At 73.2% G+C, this 14,716-nt stretch carries 14 protein-coding genes; 4 read left to right on the forward strand and 10 right to left on the reverse strand.

Annotated features, from left to right (window positions below):
- Window positions 1-194 precede the first annotated feature (194 nt).
- On the forward strand, window positions 195-653 hold the full coding sequence (locus ACZ6CV_RS06415) for an ATP-binding protein (RefSeq protein WP_362364335.1): 459 nt from the start codon (window positions 195-197) through the stop codon (window positions 651-653).
- 101 nt (window positions 654-754) lie between these two features.
- Here the strand turns inward: ACZ6CV_RS06415 and ACZ6CV_RS06420 are convergent, their stop codons facing one another.
- Both ACZ6CV_RS06420 and fdxA read right to left on the reverse strand, forming a co-directional pair.
- Window positions 755-1,849, reverse strand: coding sequence for a bifunctional succinyldiaminopimelate transaminase/glutamate-prephenate aminotransferase (locus ACZ6CV_RS06420; RefSeq protein WP_469249840.1), 1,095 nt, complete (start codon window positions 1,847-1,849; stop codon window positions 755-757).
- Between the two features lie 93 nt (window positions 1,850-1,942).
- Window positions 1,943-2,263 (reverse strand): ferredoxin, encoded by a 321-nt coding sequence (gene fdxA, locus ACZ6CV_RS06425; RefSeq protein WP_030573070.1) that lies wholly within the window; start codon window positions 2,261-2,263, stop codon window positions 1,943-1,945.
- A 143-nt stretch (window positions 2,264-2,406) separates the two neighbouring features.
- On the opposite strand from fdxA, the gene ACZ6CV_RS06430 reads away from it, so the two are divergent.
- The gene (locus tag ACZ6CV_RS06430) at window positions 2,407-3,408 is read left to right on the forward strand and encodes a GNAT family N-acetyltransferase (RefSeq protein WP_469249841.1); all 1,002 of its coding nucleotides are present in this window, start codon (window positions 2,407-2,409) and stop codon (window positions 3,406-3,408) included.
- 163 nt (window positions 3,409-3,571) lie between these two features.
- On the forward strand, window positions 3,572-4,402 hold the full coding sequence (locus ACZ6CV_RS06435; protein WP_469249842.1) for a transglutaminase family protein: 831 nt from the start codon (window positions 3,572-3,574) through the stop codon (window positions 4,400-4,402).
- 57 nt (window positions 4,403-4,459) lie between these two features.
- On the opposite strand, the gene ACZ6CV_RS06440 is transcribed toward ACZ6CV_RS06435, so the two are convergent.
- The 8 genes from ACZ6CV_RS06440 to ACZ6CV_RS06475 all read right to left on the reverse strand — a co-directional run bounded on the left by ACZ6CV_RS06440 (window position 4,460) and on the right by ACZ6CV_RS06475 (window position 12,382).
- Window positions 4,460-5,164, reverse strand: a complete 705-nt coding sequence (locus tag ACZ6CV_RS06440) for a response regulator transcription factor (RefSeq protein ID WP_469249843.1) — start codon at window positions 5,162-5,164, stop codon at window positions 4,460-4,462.
- Window positions 5,161-6,318, reverse strand: a complete 1,158-nt coding sequence (locus tag ACZ6CV_RS06445; RefSeq protein ID WP_469250291.1) for a sensor histidine kinase — start codon at window positions 6,316-6,318, stop codon at window positions 5,161-5,163. The genes ACZ6CV_RS06440 and ACZ6CV_RS06445 overlap by 4 nt, the downstream gene beginning before the upstream one ends.
- 53 nt (window positions 6,319-6,371) lie before the next feature.
- On the reverse strand, window positions 6,372-7,130 hold the full coding sequence (locus ACZ6CV_RS06450) for an ABC transporter permease (protein WP_469249844.1): 759 nt from the start codon (window positions 7,128-7,130) through the stop codon (window positions 6,372-6,374).
- Complete coding sequence (locus ACZ6CV_RS06455) at window positions 7,127-8,077, reverse strand: ABC transporter ATP-binding protein (protein ID WP_469249845.1); 951 nt, start codon at window positions 8,075-8,077, stop codon at window positions 7,127-7,129. Before ACZ6CV_RS06455 ends, ACZ6CV_RS06450 begins: the two co-directional genes overlap by 4 nt.
- A 212-nt stretch (window positions 8,078-8,289) precedes the next feature.
- Window positions 8,290-10,521: a hypothetical protein gene (locus ACZ6CV_RS06460; RefSeq protein ID WP_469249846.1), complete on the reverse strand. Its 2,232-nt coding sequence runs from the start codon at window positions 10,519-10,521 to the stop codon at window positions 8,290-8,292.
- A gap of 164 nt (window positions 10,522-10,685) precedes the next feature.
- Window positions 10,686-11,054 (reverse strand): DUF6113 family protein, encoded by a 369-nt coding sequence (locus ACZ6CV_RS06465; RefSeq protein ID WP_469250292.1) that lies wholly within the window; start codon window positions 11,052-11,054, stop codon window positions 10,686-10,688.
- A gap of 185 nt (window positions 11,055-11,239) precedes the next feature.
- Window positions 11,240-12,163, reverse strand: coding sequence for an N-acetyl-1-D-myo-inositol-2-amino-2-deoxy-alpha-D-glucopyranoside deacetylase (mshB, locus tag ACZ6CV_RS06470; RefSeq protein ID WP_469249847.1), 924 nt, complete (start codon window positions 12,161-12,163; stop codon window positions 11,240-11,242).
- A 24-nt stretch (window positions 12,164-12,187) separates the two neighbouring features.
- Window positions 12,188-12,382 (reverse strand): hypothetical protein, encoded by a 195-nt coding sequence (locus ACZ6CV_RS06475; protein ID WP_055569071.1) that lies wholly within the window; start codon window positions 12,380-12,382, stop codon window positions 12,188-12,190.
- Between the two features lie 147 nt (window positions 12,383-12,529).
- Here ACZ6CV_RS06475 and ACZ6CV_RS06480 point away from each other — a divergent pair, with 147 nt between their 5' ends.
- On the forward strand, window positions 12,530-14,698 hold the full coding sequence (locus ACZ6CV_RS06480) for a S9 family peptidase (RefSeq protein ID WP_469249848.1): 2,169 nt from the start codon (window positions 12,530-12,532) through the stop codon (window positions 14,696-14,698).
- The last annotated feature ends 18 nt before the right edge of the window (window positions 14,699-14,716 follow it).

The following is a 14,716-nucleotide window of genomic DNA, read 5'->3' on the forward strand; positions in this document are numbered from 1 at the left end:
CGCACGATCACTTTGACCGTTTTTATCCGCAGCAGATAATGCGACGCATTGCCAATTCTTTACGTTGGCCCACCGCAACCTTCGCGGGCTTCGAGCGGTAGTCACTGCGTCCGATCGCCGGAAGCCGTCCGGCGGGGCGCCGGAGCCGATCCGGCCGGACACCCCCAACGTTCTCTCCCGTCTGAAGGAGCATCATGTCCCTCCCCCTGACCCGCCGGATCGCCCGTGCCGCGCTGCTGAGCGCAGCGGGTGCAGCTTCCGTGGTCGGTGCGGCCGGCTCCGCGAGCGCCGTTGACCTTCCGGCCGCCCCCGACCTGGGCGGAGTGAGCGCCCTGGACGGCGCCGAGCTGGGCGACACCGTCGACGGTGCGGCTCAGAACGTCACCAACCTCGCCGGAGAGACCGGCAGCAAGGCCGTGAAGCAGACCGTGCCGGCCGCGGGCAAGGCCGTCGGCAGGGCGGGCAAGACGGCGACCCCCGCCGCGCAGCAGGCCGCGGGCGACGTCGCGGGCAGCGCGGGCAAGGTGCTCGGCGAGACCGCCGAGACGGCCACCGACGGCGGTCTGCCCACCGACAACCTCCCCACCGACTCCCTCACCGGGGGCGGCCTGCCCACCGACAGCCTGCCGGTCGGGAGCCTGCCGCTCGGCTGATCCCGCGGCACGCACGGCGAAGGGCCCGGAGCCAGTGGCTCCGGGCCCTTCGCCGTGTCCGTCGTCGTGCCCGTGGCCGTGTCCGGTCGGGTCCGCGCGGGTCAGGTCAGGCGCGCGACCGCCGCCGCGATCCGCTCGTCGCTCGCCGTCAGCGCCACCCGGATGAACCGGTCGCCCGCCGGGCCGTAGAAGTCGCCGGGCGCCACCAGGATGCCGAGGTCCGCGAGGTGGGCCACGGTGTCCCAGCAGGACTCCTCGCGGGTCGCCCACAGGTACAGGCTCGCCTCGCTGTGCTCGATCCGGAAGCCGTGCCCGAGCAGGGCGTCGCGCAGGGCGGTGCGGCGGGCCGCGTACCGCTCGCGCTGCTCGCGCACGTGCTGGTCGTCGCCGAGGGCCGCCACGACGGCCGCCTGGGTCGGCGCGGAGGTCATCATGCCGCCGTGCTTGCGGATCTGCAGCAGATCGCCGAGGACGGCCGCGTCACCGGCGAGGAACGCCGCCCGGTAGCCCGCCAGGTTGGACCGCTTGGAGAGCGAGTGGACGGCGACGATCCCCTCGTACGAACCGCCGCACACGTCCCGGTGCAGGACCGAGACCGGCTCGGCCTCCCAGCCGAGCTCCAGGTAGCACTCGTCGCTGACCAGGAGCACGCCGTGCTCGCGGGCCCAGGCGACGGTGCGGGTGAGCTCCTCGCGGGTGAGGACCCGGCCCGTCGGGTTCGAGGGCGAGTTGAGCCAGAGGAGCTTGAGGTGGGTCGGGTCGAGCTCGGTGGGCTCGTCGTACGCGACGTACTCGGCGCGGGCCAGGCGGGCGCCGACCTCGTACGTCGGGTAGGCGAGCCGCGGGTAGGCGACCACGTCGCCCGGGCCGAGACCGAGCTGCGTCGGCAGCCAGGCCACCAGCTCCTTGGAGCCCACGATCGGCAGGACGTTGCGGTGCGTGATCTCCCGTGCGCCAAGGCGCCGTTCGCACCAGCCGGTGATCGCGTCGCGCAGCTCCGGCGTGCCCCACACCGTGGGATAGCCCGGCGAGTCCGCGGCCGCGACCAGCGCTTTCTGGATCAGCTCGGGCACCGGGTCCACGGGGGTGCCCACCGACAGGTCGACGATGCCGCCGGGGTGGGCGGCCGCCGTGGCCTTGTACGGCTCGAGCTTGTCCCAGGGGAAGGTGGGAAGCCGGTCGGAGACTGCGGACACGTGGTGACTCCCGTGCTGGTGCTGGTCGTGACAAACGCCGCGGTCCCGTGCGGCGGGACGCCGTACGGGACCGGGGCAACGCTCGGACCGCCGTTACTGGTTCTGCGGCGGCAGGGCGGCGATGAAGGCGTGGTCGCGCTCGATCAGGCCGAGCTTGCTCGCGCCACCCGGCGAACCGAGCTCGTCGAAGAACTCGACGTTCGCCTTGTAGTAGTCCTTCCACTCCTCAGGAGTGTCGTCCTCGTAGAAGATCGCCTCGACCGGGCAGACCGGTTCGCAGGCTCCACAGTCGACGCATTCGTCCGGGTGGATGTACAAGGACCGGGAGCCCTCGTAAATGCAATCGACCGGGCACTCCTCGATGCACGCCTTGTCCTTGACGTCGACACAAGGCTGCGCGATGACGTAGGTCACGCTGTCGTTCCTCCTCGATACGGGCGTTGGCGGGCCGTCCTCAGGCTCCGCTCGCCTGGCGCGCGGGAGCGCGGCGTCGTCGATGCCCGCCCCTAGTATCTCCGTTCCCGGGCATGATCCGAACAGGAGGGGCTCACAGAGTCGTGGAATTCATTGCCGGCGGACGTCTCGAAGTCCGCATCACCCCAGCTGACGTGGGCAAACGAGTGTCCGTCCGGCGCTTGAGCGATGCTGTGGGCGCGACGGAGAAGTTCACCGACACGGTGGGTGTTCTCGCATCGTGGGACGACGGTGTAATGCACATCACACGACGGAACGGCGAGAGCGTCCGGATTCCGGAACGGTCCCTCGTGGCGGGCAAGGTCGTGCCGGCCGCGCCCGCGCGACGGCGCGGGCCCGCCGCCTCCTACGAGGAGCTGGCGCGGGTGTCCGCGCGGGCCTGGCGGCCGGTGGAGAGCGAACGCCTCGGCGACTGGGAGCTGCGGGCCGCGGGCGGGTTCACCCGGCGGGCCAACTCCGTGCTGCCGCTCGGCGATCCGGGGCGCCCGCTCGACGAGGCGCTCTCGGCCGTGCGCGCCTGGTACGCGGAGCGCGGCCTGCCGCCGTACGTGCAGACCGCGACGGGCGCGGAGGGCACCCAGGAGCTGCTCTGTGCCGGCCTGGAGGAGCGCGGCTGGGAGCGCGAGGTGAGCGCGGAGCTGCACATCGGGGGGCTCGCGCCGGTCGGGGACCAGGCCGCGGACGTGACGCGCGTGGAGCTCGCGCGGGCCTGCGACGGCGCCTGGCTGCGCCGGTATCAGCGGTCCACGGAGCCCGGGGCGCATGTGCGCGAGGTGCTGGCGAGCGGGCCCTCGGTATGGTTCGCTTCCGTGCCCGGGAGCGGTGCGGCCCCGGCCGCGATCGGGCGGTGTGTGGTGGACGGTCGCTGGGCGGGCTTCATGGCGGTCGAGGTGGCCGAGGAGCACCGGCGCCAGGGGCTCGCCACCATGGTGATGACCGCGCTGGCCCGGCAGGCCCTGGCCGAGGGCGCGTCGGCGGCCTGGCTGCAGGTCGAGGAGGCCAACGACGGCGCGCGGGCGCTGTACGGCGGGATGGGTTTCACCGCGCATCACGCCTACCACCACTATCGGTACGGCCCCGCCTGAGCGGGATGCACCGGCCCGGCGGGGCGCGGCGGAGCACGGGAGCGCGCGCCGGGCAACGGCACGGCGGAACACGGCACGGCGGAACACGGCACGTCGAGAACGGCACGACAGAGCAGAGCACGGCACGGAGACAGCGCCCGGCGAGGGCAGACACGAGGCACGTATGCACGCGGAGTCCGGCGAATGGCGGCGGCGGTTCGCCGAAGAGGCGAGGTCGCAGCGGCCCGATCTCGCGCTGCTGTGCCTGCTGATCGGCGCCGAGGCGGACCCCGCGCTCGACGAGCAGGGCATCGACGCCGCGGGGATCGAACTCGACCGGCTTGCGGGGCTGCTGCCGTTCCGCCCCGGCGGGCCCCGCGCGTGGGCGCTCGCGCTCGCCGAACTCCTCGGTGAGCAGTGCGGGTTCGAGGGGACGCCGGGTGACTACCAGCGGCTCGACTCCTCGCTCCTGCACCAGGTCCTGCGGCGCCGCAGGGGCCTGCCGATCCTGCTCTCGGTGGTGTGGATGGAGGTCGCGCGGCGGGCGGGCGCGCCCGTCTACGGGGTGGCGCTGCCGGGGCACTTCGTCGTGGGCTTCGGCCCCCGTGAGGAGCAGGTGCTCGCCGACCCCTTCGACGGCGGGCGGCTGCTGACCGGCGCGGACGCGGAGCACCTCGTCGCCGGCACGGCGGGCACGGGCATCCAGCCGTCGATGCTGACGCCCGCCGATCCGCTCAACATCGTGCAGCGCATCCTCAACAACGTCCGCGCCTGGGCGGCCGCACGCCCCGAGCGCTCCGAGGTCGCGCTCTGGGCCCTGGAGCTGTCGCTCCTGCTGCCCTCCCATCCGGCCCGGCTGCGCTACGAACGGGCCCAACTCCTCGTACAGCGCGGCGACTTCCTCGGCGGCGCGAAGGAGCTCGACGCGTACGCCGACGTGGTGTCGACGGTCGAGCCGACCACGGCGGACCGGGTGCGGCAGCAGGCGCGGGCGGCGCGGGCGATGCTGAACTGACGGTGCGGGAGCGGCCGTTGGCCCGGCGGCGACCGCACGGACGGAGCCGTCCGCGTGTCAGAGCCAGCCCTTGTCCCGTGCCGTCCTGACCGCCTCCGCGCGGTTGCGGACGGCGAGCTTCTGGATCGCCGTCGAGAGGTAGTTGCGGACCGTGCCCTGGGAGAGGTGCAGGGCCTTGGCCAGCTCCGCGTTGGTGGCGCCGTCGGCCGCCGCGCGCAGCACCTCGCGCTCGCGGTCCGTCAGCGGGTTGGCGCCCTCGGCGAGCGCCGCCGCCGCCAGCGTGGGGTCGATGACCCGCTCCCCCGCGAGCACCTTGCGCACCGCGGCGGCGAGCTGCGCCGCGGGGGCGTCCTTCACCAGGAACGCCTGCGCGCCCGCCTCCATGGCGGTGCGCAGATAGCCGGGGCGGCCGAAGGTGGTGAGCACGACCACCTTCAACGCGGGGAACTCCGCGCGGAGTTGGGCCGCCGCCTCGATGCCCGTCATGCCGGGCATCTCGATGTCGAGCAGCGCGACGTCCACGGCGTGCGCCCGCACCGCAGCGAGCACCTCGTCGCCGCGGGCCACCTGGGCGACGACCTCGATGTCCGGTTCGAGGCCGAGCAGCGCGGCGAGCGCCTCACGGACCATCGCCTGATCCTCGGCGAGCAGGATCCTGATGACGTCCCCCGAACCGCCCGTACCGCCCGTACCGCTTGTACCGCCCGCACCGCTCGCGCCGGCCTCGCCGTTCCCGCTGACCCCGCTGTTCCCGCTGCTCATGAGGGGGATCCTACGGCCGTGTCCCGCATCGGCACCCGCGCCGCCAGGCGGAAGCCGCGGCGGCCCGCGGGACCCGTCTCCAGGACCCCGCCGACCGCCTCCACGCGCTCCCCGAGGCCCGTCAGGCCGTTGCCCGCGGGCAGCCCCGCGCCGCCCGCCCCGTCGTCCTCCACGGAGAGTTCGAGGAGCCGCCCCGCCAGCGTCTGACGTGCCGTGAACTGCACCGTGCAGCGCCGCGCCCCGCTGTGCCGCACGACATTGGTCACCGCCTCCCGCAGCGCCCAGGCAAGCACCGCCTCCGCCTCCTCGCCCGGCAGTTCGGCGGGCGGCTCCAGCGGGACCTCCGGGTCGATGCCCGCTGCGGTCAACGCGGTGCGGGCGCCGGCCAGCTCGCCGGCGAGGGTGCGCCTGCGGTAGCCGGAGACGGCCTCGCGCACGTCCACCAGGGCCTGGCGGCTGACCTGTTCGATGTCCGCGACCTGTTGCGCGGCCTTGTCGGGGTCGGTGGGGAGCATCCGCCCGGCGAGCTCGCTCTTGAGGGTGATCAGTGAGAGCGAGTGGCCGAGCAGGTCGTGCAGGTCGCGGGCGAGCCGCAACCGCTCCTCGCTGGCGGCCAGTTGGGCGACGGTGGCGCGGGCCTGCCGCAGCTGGACCGTCGTACGGATCAACTCGCGTACGCCGGACATCGCGAACCCCACCAGCAGGGTGATCACCCCGAGGTTGGTGATCAGGTCGCCGAGGCCGTCGTCGCGCAGGCCGACCACGATCATCAGGAGGGTGACCGCGGGGATGACCCACACCGCGTACCGGATCGGCAGGACGGCGCCCGCCGAGACCGAGACGTACACGAAGAGTCCGAGCCAGTGGTCGCCGAGGCTGAGGCCGAGCACCGTCGCGAGCGCCACGAGGACCCCGAACGAGGCGGCGACCGGCCCCCACTGGAGGATCTTGGTGGTGTAGCGGAAGACGAGGGTCAGATAGCAGCCCACGAAGAGCGCGAGGCCGAGCGAGCCGAGCACCGTGGCGAGGGCCGTGTGGCGCCCGTCGGCCAGGTCCTTGACGGGGGCGCTCAGGAACACCAGCCAGACGCCGATCCAGGCCGACTTGGCCAGGAACTGGCGGCGGCCCTGGGGCGGCCGCCCGAACGTGTACACGGGGTGGAGTTCGTTGCCCACGGCGGCCGTCCCGCGCGCGGTGTCGGTCTCGCTCACGCCTTCAAGGTGTCCTTCCGGTACAGCCAGGCCGCGCCGCCCGCGAAGAGGAGGAAGTAGGCCACCAGAAGCGTGATGTCCTTCGCGTGCGGTGCCTCGCCCAGCTCGATGGCCTGCCCGAGGGCAGCGTACGCGTGGGTGGGCAGCCAGGACGCGGTCTCCCGCAGCCAGTGCGGGAACGTCGTCACCGGCATCCACAGGCCGCCCAGGATGGAGAGCCCGAAGTAGATGATCATCGTGATCGGGCGGACCGCGTCACCGCTCGCCAGGTAGCCGATGGCCACGCCGAGCGCGGCGAAGCAGAGGCTGCCGGCCCAGATGGCGCCGGTCAGCGCCAGCCACTGCCAGGCGTCGAACCGGATGCCCTTGAAGATCCCGGCGACCGCGAACACCACGACGATCGACGGCAGGCTCACCACCGCCGCGCTGGCGGTCTTGGCGAGGACGTAGCCGCGTCCGGGCAGCGCCGTCAGGCGCAGCTGCCGCACCCAGCCGCTCTCGCGCTCCTTGGCGATGCGCTCGCTGTTGCCCATGAGGACCGCGGTGAGGGCGCCGAAGGACGCCATCGAGACCATCATGAAGGCGGGCACGGACAGATTGGTCTCGGGGACCGTGTCGGCGGTGCTCTGGCTGCCCGCGATGATCACGAAGAGCACCGAGGGGTAGATGACGGAGAAGAACAGGAACTTGCGGTTGCGCAGGGCGCGGACGATCTCCAGCTTGATGAGACTGCGCGAGGCGAAGGCGTTCGTCATCGGGTCCTGGCCTCCTCGGCCTCGGTGATGGCCACGAAGGCCTGCTCGAGACCGAGCCCGGCGACTTCGAGGTTGCGGGGGTAGAGGCCGAGCCCGTACAGCGCGTGCACGGTGGCGTCGGCGTCGGTGGACTGGATGCGGACGGACCGCCCGGAGACGTCCAGCGTGGTCAGGAACGGCAGCCCCTTCAGGGCGGCCGTGTCGACCGGGCCGTCCAGGTCGAAGGCGACCTTGCGGGCGCCCGCCCCGGCCTTGATCTCGGCGGCGGTGCCGTCCGCGAGGAGGCGGCCGCGGTGCAGGACCAGGACGCGGTCGGCGATCGCGTCGGCCTCCTCCAGGTAGTGCGTGGCGAACAGCACCGCGCGGCCCTGGTCCGCCTGCTCGCGCATGGTGGCCCAGAACGCCTGGCGGGCGGTGACGTCCATGCCGGTGGTCGGCTCGTCGAGGACGATCAGGTCATGGGCGCCGGCCGTGGCGAGCGCGAAGCGGACGCGCTGCTCCTGGCCGCCGGAGAGCTTGTCGACCTTGCGCTCCGCGATCTGGGTGATGCCCGCGTGGGCGAGCACGTCGTTCACGCGGTGCGGCCTCGGGTGCAGGTCGCAGGCGAGCGTGACCAGTTCGCGCACGGTGACCTCGCCCATCAGGCCGCCGCTCTGCAGCATCGCGCCGACCCGCCCTGCCGCGATCGCCTCGCGCGGTGTCGTGCCGAAGACCCGTACCGTCCCGCTGTCCGCGCGCCGCAGCCCGAGCAGCAGGTCGAGGGTGGAGGACTTGCCCGCGCCGTTCGGCCCGAGCAGGGCCACCGTCTCGCCCGGGTGCAGGTCGAGGGTCAGGCCGTCGACGGCGCGGACCTCCCCGTAGCTCTTGGTCACCCGCTCGAAGCTCACCGCGGCGGTGGCCGGGGCCGTGACCCCGGCGGCGGCGGGCGGTGCTGTGGTCGTCTTCATGTCCACCATCGTCACAAAACCGCAGGTGGCAGCGGCAGTGCCGGATGTGGTGTCTCCGGGATGACAGATGTCATGCCGAAGGCCGGACGGTTCTCCCGGTCACCCGGGAAGGCCGTCCGGCCTCCGTGGTCGTACGAGGATCAGCCCGCGTACGAGGAACAGCTCACGTACGAGGATCAGCCGGCGTACGAGGATCAGCTCACGTCAGCGCGTCAGCTGGCGTTCGTCTCGATCACGCCGATCCGGTCCGCGGGCGTCTTGCCGACCAGCGCCTTGCCCATCGCCTGGGCGACGTCGGTGGGCTGGACCGGCGTCTTGTCGCCGTTGCCGCGCTGGATCAGCACGCCGTCGAAGACGTTGCCGTACAGCTTCTTGAGCTCCTCGAGGTTGTAGTGCACCTCCAGGGTGCCGCCGTTGACGACCTGGGTCTCCAGGATCTTCGGCAGCGACTTGGCCGGGCCGAACGGGATCGACCTGGTCCCCGCCTTGATGGTGACGTTGGCGGACATGGCCGGCTCGGCGAACCGGGTCATGAACTTGTCGACCTCGGCCTTGGAGACCGTCGGCCTGCGGGTGGTGGTCGGCACCTGGACCGTGCCCGCGCTGCCCGTCTCGACCTGCTTCTTGTACGCGTCCGCGACGGCCGTGGTCGACGCCTTCGGGTCGATGCCCTTGCCGACCTTGCCGTAGACCGGGACGGCCTTGCCGGGCTCGAACTTGACCGTGCCCTCCTTCGCCGTGCCCGAGCCGCCCGCGGCGCGCTCCAGGGCGGCCGCCAGCTTCTCCTCGTCGACCGGCATGACGGGCTCGACGACCCGCTGACCGCCGAAGAGCGAACCGATCACGGAGACGGGGTTGTAGTCGCTGCCCGCTGCCTCGCGGACGGTGGCCTGGCTGTCGACGGTCAGGCCCGCCTGGTCCGGCTGGAGCGCGACGGTCGAGCCGTCCACCGAGAGCTTCAGGGGCTTGGTGACGCGGGCGCCGATGGCGTCGTCGAGCTTCTTGACGGCCTCGTCGCGGGTGCCGCCGCCGATGTCGACGCCGAGCACGGTGGTGCCCTTCGGGACGTCGGCGTGGTTCATCAACAGGCCCGCGCCGTACGCGCCGCAGGCCACGACGACCACGGCGACCGCGAGCAGGACCAGTTTGTTGCGGCCCTTCTTCTTCGCCTTCGGGGCGGGGGCGGCGGGCGGCACGTCCGAGCGCACCGGCTCGGGCAGCTTCGGCGGGGTGTGCGGGACCGGACCGTCACCCTGCGGGCCCTGCCCGAACGGGGAGTTGTCCTGCGCGGGCGGCACCACGGGGATGCCGCTGGTGAGGGTCTCGCCGGAGACGTTGCCACCGGGGACGGGGCCACCGGGGCCAGCCGGGCCGCCAAGACCGGTCGGACCACCGGGACCGGACGGGCCACCGGGACCGGTTGGGCCACCGGGCGGGGAGACCGGCCCGGCCTTCTGCGGCGTCAGGATCGCGGTGTCGTCACCCATGGCACCGGAACGGGGCGGCCGCACCCCGGAGTTGGCGGGGCCGCCGGGGGCACCCGGGGCGCCGGGGATGCCCGATCCGCCGGGCGCGGCGGGACGGGGCCCGGAGCCGGGGGCCGCCAGGGGGCTGTCACCGGTGACCGGACCGCCGGTCGGGCCTGAGGGGTTGCGGGAGTCCAGCGCGTCCCGGGAGCCGCCCGCACCCATACCGGTGCCGGCACCCGTGCCCGTACCGGCCGAGAAGTACGGCAGGTCGCCGCGCTGCGCATCCCCGCCCTGCGGGGCACCACCCGTGCCGAGGGGACCCGACGCCACGGCGCCGGACACGTCGAAGGAGCCCGTACCGGAATGACCGGAACCACCCGGGCCGCCGGAACCGCCCGCGCCTGCGGAGCCGTTCGCGCCGGACGCCGCGGAGCCCATGCCCTGGCCCCCCTCGGGCCGAGCCGGCTTGCGCGGGGCGAACCAGTCGCTCGTCTTCTCGTCGGCCGCCGCGGAAGCCCCCGTACCGCCGTCGCCCGAGCCGCCGCCCGCACCCGCGCCCGCACCGGAAGCGGAACCGGATCCCGGTCCTCCGGCGAGCGGGGATCCGGACCCCATGGTGCCGCCCGCGCCGGGAGCGCCCGGGGCGCCCGGAGCACCCGGGGCGCCGGCGTCGCCGCGGCCTTCGCCGTCCGCTGCCGGGGAGATCCCGCGCGCGTCGTCGTCGCCGACGGGCGTGCGCATGACGACCGGCGGGATGGGCCGCGAGCCGGGGATGTTGATCCGGATGCGGGTGGTCAGCGTGGTCTGGGTCTCGGGTTCGTCGGGCCGCTCTTCGGCGGCCTGCCGCCGCGCTCCGTCCGCGCCGTCGGCGCCGGCGCCCTGGGCCGGGGAGCCGTAGGGCGGCGTCCCCGAGGGGTATGCGGCTCCACCGCGCCCCTGGGGGCCGGAGGACGAACTGTCAGTTTCACGACTCAAGGCAGGTTCTCCTGGTTGACTCCGCCGCCCGTCTCGACCTCATCCGGGGTCCCCCCGGCCGGAGGTTGGGGAGGCTCGGCGGCCGCACCACCATACTGGCCGCCGTCGGCACTCATCCCGTGACCGGCGTCAAACCCCTGCGGGACACGGGCCGAAGTGGTACGTCAGTTGCCAAGTCGGGCGGCGGGACCGCTCGGTTGCGCCCCCTGCCCGAGCGTGGCGCACATCACAGCCACGGCCATTCCGCCGAGCAGGAAGCCGTACGAGCCGAGACCCGCGCCGAAGAGGAAGTCGCCCTCCGGTCTGGTGGCGGTGAGCAGCATGACCGCGACCAGCCAGCCCGCGGCGGGCGCCACCGCCCCGGCTCTGGTGCCGGTCGCCCGCGACCCGCCGTAGAAGAGGCCGGCCGCGCCGAGGAGCGCGAGCAGCAACCCGGCGGGGAAGAAGCCGCCTTGGACGAGGGCCCCGGCGACACCGACGACGGCGCCGAGCACGAAGAGTCCGGCATAAGCCGCAAGTCGCCCCGCCCGCAGGGGTTGTGCGAGGAAGCTGCCCGGGGGCGCGGCGCCGGCGTTCCGGGTGACGGACCTCTCGGCGGCCGACTTGCCGGAGGCGGGCTTCGCGCCGACGGGCTTCTTGGCGGCGGACTTCGTGCCGGTGGGCTTCGCGCCGGTGGGCTTCGCGGAACCCGCCCCCGACGACGCACGGGATCGCGTACTCACAGCGCGGTCACCTCAGCCACATCCGTCACCCTTTCGAGTCCCGCGAAGAGATCCGTCTCCCGGGACGATCCCTCTGCGGACACTTCCCCCCGAACCAGCTCGTAATACTCCACGTCGAAGATCGGCTGGGCGAGCTGGTTGGAGAGGACGAAGAGCGGCTCGCTCACCGTGATCTGGGTGGCGTGGGCGCGCATCGCGGCCGCCTTGGCCGACGCGTGGGCGCCGCCGTCGATCTCCGTGGTGATCCGCTCGTCGTCCGTGACGCCCGGCACGTCGGCGACGGCGGCCGGCGAGGCGAACGGCGAGAACCGCAGCGCGTCCGGCAGCCGCCGGAAGCGCTCCTCGACCACGGAGCGCGGGGCGCGGTTCCAGTAGATCTTGGCGATGGTGTGCGGCTCGCCGAGGTCGGCGCGGAAGGCCGGTTCGGAGGCGAGGTCGGCGGCGCGCATGGCGACGCGGTGCGCCTGGATGTGGTCGGGGTGGCCGTACCCGCCGTCGGGGTCGTACGTGACGAGGACCTGCGGGCGCACCTCGCGGATCACCTCGACGAGGTACGCGGCCGCCTCGTCGAGGTCGGCGGACCAGAAGGCGCCGGGGCGGTGGTTCTGCTCGACGCCCATCATCCCGGAGTCGCGGTAGCGCCCGGTGCCGCCGAGGAAGCGGTGGTCGGTGACCCCCAGCGCCTTCATGGCGGCCGAGAGCTCCCCGATGCGCTGGGCGCCCAGGGAGTCCTCGCGGTCGGCGGCGAGGTGGGCGAGCTCGGCCGGGATGACCTCGCCCTCCTCGCCCAGCGTGCAGGTGACCAACGTGACATGGGCGCCCTCGGCCGCGTACTTGGCCATGGTCGCGCCGTTGTTGATCGACTCGTCGTCGGGGTGCGCGTGCACGAGCAGCAGGCGCCGGGCGGGCAGTTCCGTCATGGGACCACCCTACGAGCCCCCGGCTCAGAACTTGATGTCGCCGATCATCCCCGCCACGTTGGTCGTCAGCTCGTTGATGGTCGGCGCGACGGACGAGCTCGCCAGGTAGAAGCCGAGCAGCGTACAGACGACCGCGTGCCCCGCTTTGAGACCGGACTTCTTGACCAACAGGAAGACGATGATCGCCAGCAGCACCACCGCCGAGATCGAGAGTGCCACGGCGGTCACCTCCAAGTCGTTGCCGTAACCCAGTGCGGACGCCAGCAGGTTCATACCCACCAAGCGCTACGGATCATAACTATCCGTGTGGACGCATGACTCGGAGCACGGCAGCACAGGGGGGCGCATGCGCCCTAGGCTCGGAGGATGACCACCGAGAACCCCGGAATTCCCAGGCCCGACGAGAGCCCGGCACAGCGGCTCTCCTTCCCGCGTCAGCACGCCCGCACCCAGCGTTTCACCCTCGGCGCGCCGCGCGCGTTCACTCCGGCGCCGGACGGCTCGCGCGTCGCGTTTCTCCGTTCGTCCTCCAGCGTCGATCGAGTCGGCCAACTGTGGGTCCTGGACGTGTCGGACGGCGGCACCGAGCGGGTGGCCGCCGATCCGCACCGGCTTCTGGGCGGCGCCGACGAGCAGTTGTCCGCCGAGGAGCGTGCACGGCGCGAGCGCAGCCGTGAGGGCGGCGGGGGCATCGTCGGCTACGCGACGGACGCGGCCGTGGAGCTGGCGGCGTTCGCGCTCTCCGGCCGCCTCTTCACGGCCGGGCTGCGGGAGGACTCCGCGCGCGAACTGCCCGTCCCCGGCCCGGTGATCGACCCGCGGCCCTCGCCCGACGGCCGGCACATCGCGTACGTGGCGCGCGGCGCCCTGCGCGTGACGGGCGCCGACGGCACGGGCGACCGGGCCCTCGCGGAGCCGGAGGCGGGCCGCGAGGAGACCGTCACCTACGGTCTGGCGGAATTCATCGCGGCCGAGGAGATGGCCCGTTCACGGGGCTTCTGGTGGTCTCCCGAGTCCGACCGGCTGCTGGTCGCGCGGGTGGACGACGCCCCGGTGCAGCGGTGGTGGATCGCGGACCCCGCGCACCCGGACCGCGCGCCCCAGCAGGTCGCGTACCCGGCGGCGGGCACGCCCAACGCGGACGTGCGCCTCTTCGTGCTCGGCCTGGACGGCTCGCGCACCGAGGTGGTCTGGGACCGGGAGCGCTTCCCCTATCTCGCGCGCGTGCACTGGTCGACGGACGGCGCGCCGCTGCTGCTCGTGCAGTCCCGCGACCAGGGCAGCCAGTTGTACCTCGCGGTGGATCCGGACGACGGGTCGACGCGGATGGTGCACGCGGAGGAGGACCCGGACTGGCTGGAACTCTTTCCCGGCTCCCCGTGCTGGTCGCCCAGCGGCAAGATGGTGCGGATCGCGGACGAGGCCGGCGCCCGCGTCCTGGCCTGGGGGGAACGGCCGCTGACCGGGCCGCAGTTGCATGTGCGCGCGGTGCTCGACGTGACCGAGCAGGATGTCCTGATCTCGGCGTCGGCGGGCCCGGCCGCGGCCGATCCGGAGACCGGCGAGATCCATGTCTACCGGGTCAACGAACTGGGCGTGGAGCGCGTCTCGCAGGAGCCGGGCGTGCACGCGGCGGTGCGCGCGGGCGGCCTCACCGTCCTGGTGTCGGCCACCCTGGACCGTCCCGGCGCCCAGGTCCAGGTGCTGCGCGAGGGCAAGCAGGTCGCCACCGTCGCCTCACACGCCGAGCGCCCGGGGCTCACGCCGCGCGTGACGCTCACCGAAGGGGGCACGCGCAGGATTCCGTGCGCCGTCCTGCTCCCCACGGATTACAAGGAGACGGACGGACCTCTTCCGGTCCTGCTCGATCCGTACGGCGGTCCGCACGGGCAGCGCGTCCAGCGTGCGCACAACGCCTTCCTGACCTCCCAGTGGTTCGCCGACCAAGGGTTCGCGGTGCTCGTCGCGGACGGCCGCGGCACTCCAGGCCGCTCCCCCGGCTGGGAGAAGTCGATCAAGAACGACGTCACCCTGACCCTGGACGACCAGGTCGAGGCGCTGCACGCGCTCGCCGAAACGTTCCCCTTCGACCTGGAGCGGGTGGCGATCCGCGGCTGGTCCTACGGCGGCTTCCTGGCCGGCATGGCCGCGCTGCGCCGCCCGGACGTGTTCCACGCGGCGGTGGTCGGCGCCCCGGTGACGGATCTGCGGCTCTACGACACGCACTACGAGGAGCGGTACCTGGGCGATCCGAACCGCTCGCCGGAGACGTACCGCCACAACTCCCTGATCTGGGACGACGGTCTCGTGGAGGCCGCCGAGCCGCACCGCCCGATGCTGATCGTGCACGGTCTGGCCGACGACAACGTGGTGGTGGCGCACTCGCTGCGGCTCTCCTCCGCGCTGCTCGCCGCGGGCCGCCCGCACGAGGTCCTGCCGCTGTCCGGCGTCACCCACATGACCCCTCAGGAGCAGGTCGCGGAGAACCTGCTGCTGCTCCAGGTCGACTTCCTGAAGCGGTCGCTGGGGCTGTGACCGGGCGCGGGCCCGTGG

Source organism: Streptomyces sp. NPDC041713, assembly GCF_055591085.1.

Coding starts and splice junctions, on each gene's coding strand:
- ACZ6CV_RS06440 (WP_469249843.1), bottom strand. CDS start 5,164: ATGAGCAGCGGGAACAGCGGGGTCAGCGGGAACGGCGAGGCCGGCGCG.
- ACZ6CV_RS06415 (WP_362364335.1), top strand. CDS start 195: ATGTCCCTCCCCCTGACCCGCCGGATCGCCCGTGCCGCGCTGCTGAGC.
- mshB (WP_469249847.1), bottom strand. CDS start 12,163: ATGACGGAACTGCCCGCCCGGCGCCTGCTGCTCGTGCACGCGCACCCC.
- ACZ6CV_RS06455 (WP_469249845.1), bottom strand. CDS start 8,077: ATGAAGACGACCACAGCACCGCCCGCCGCCGCCGGGGTCACGGCCCCG.
- ACZ6CV_RS06435 (WP_469249842.1), top strand. CDS start 3,572: ATGCACGCGGAGTCCGGCGAATGGCGGCGGCGGTTCGCCGAAGAGGCG.
- ACZ6CV_RS06480 (WP_469249848.1), top strand. CDS start 12,530: ATGACCACCGAGAACCCCGGAATTCCCAGGCCCGACGAGAGCCCGGCA.
- ACZ6CV_RS06450 (WP_469249844.1), bottom strand. CDS start 7,130: ATGACGAACGCCTTCGCCTCGCGCAGTCTCATCAAGCTGGAGATCGTC.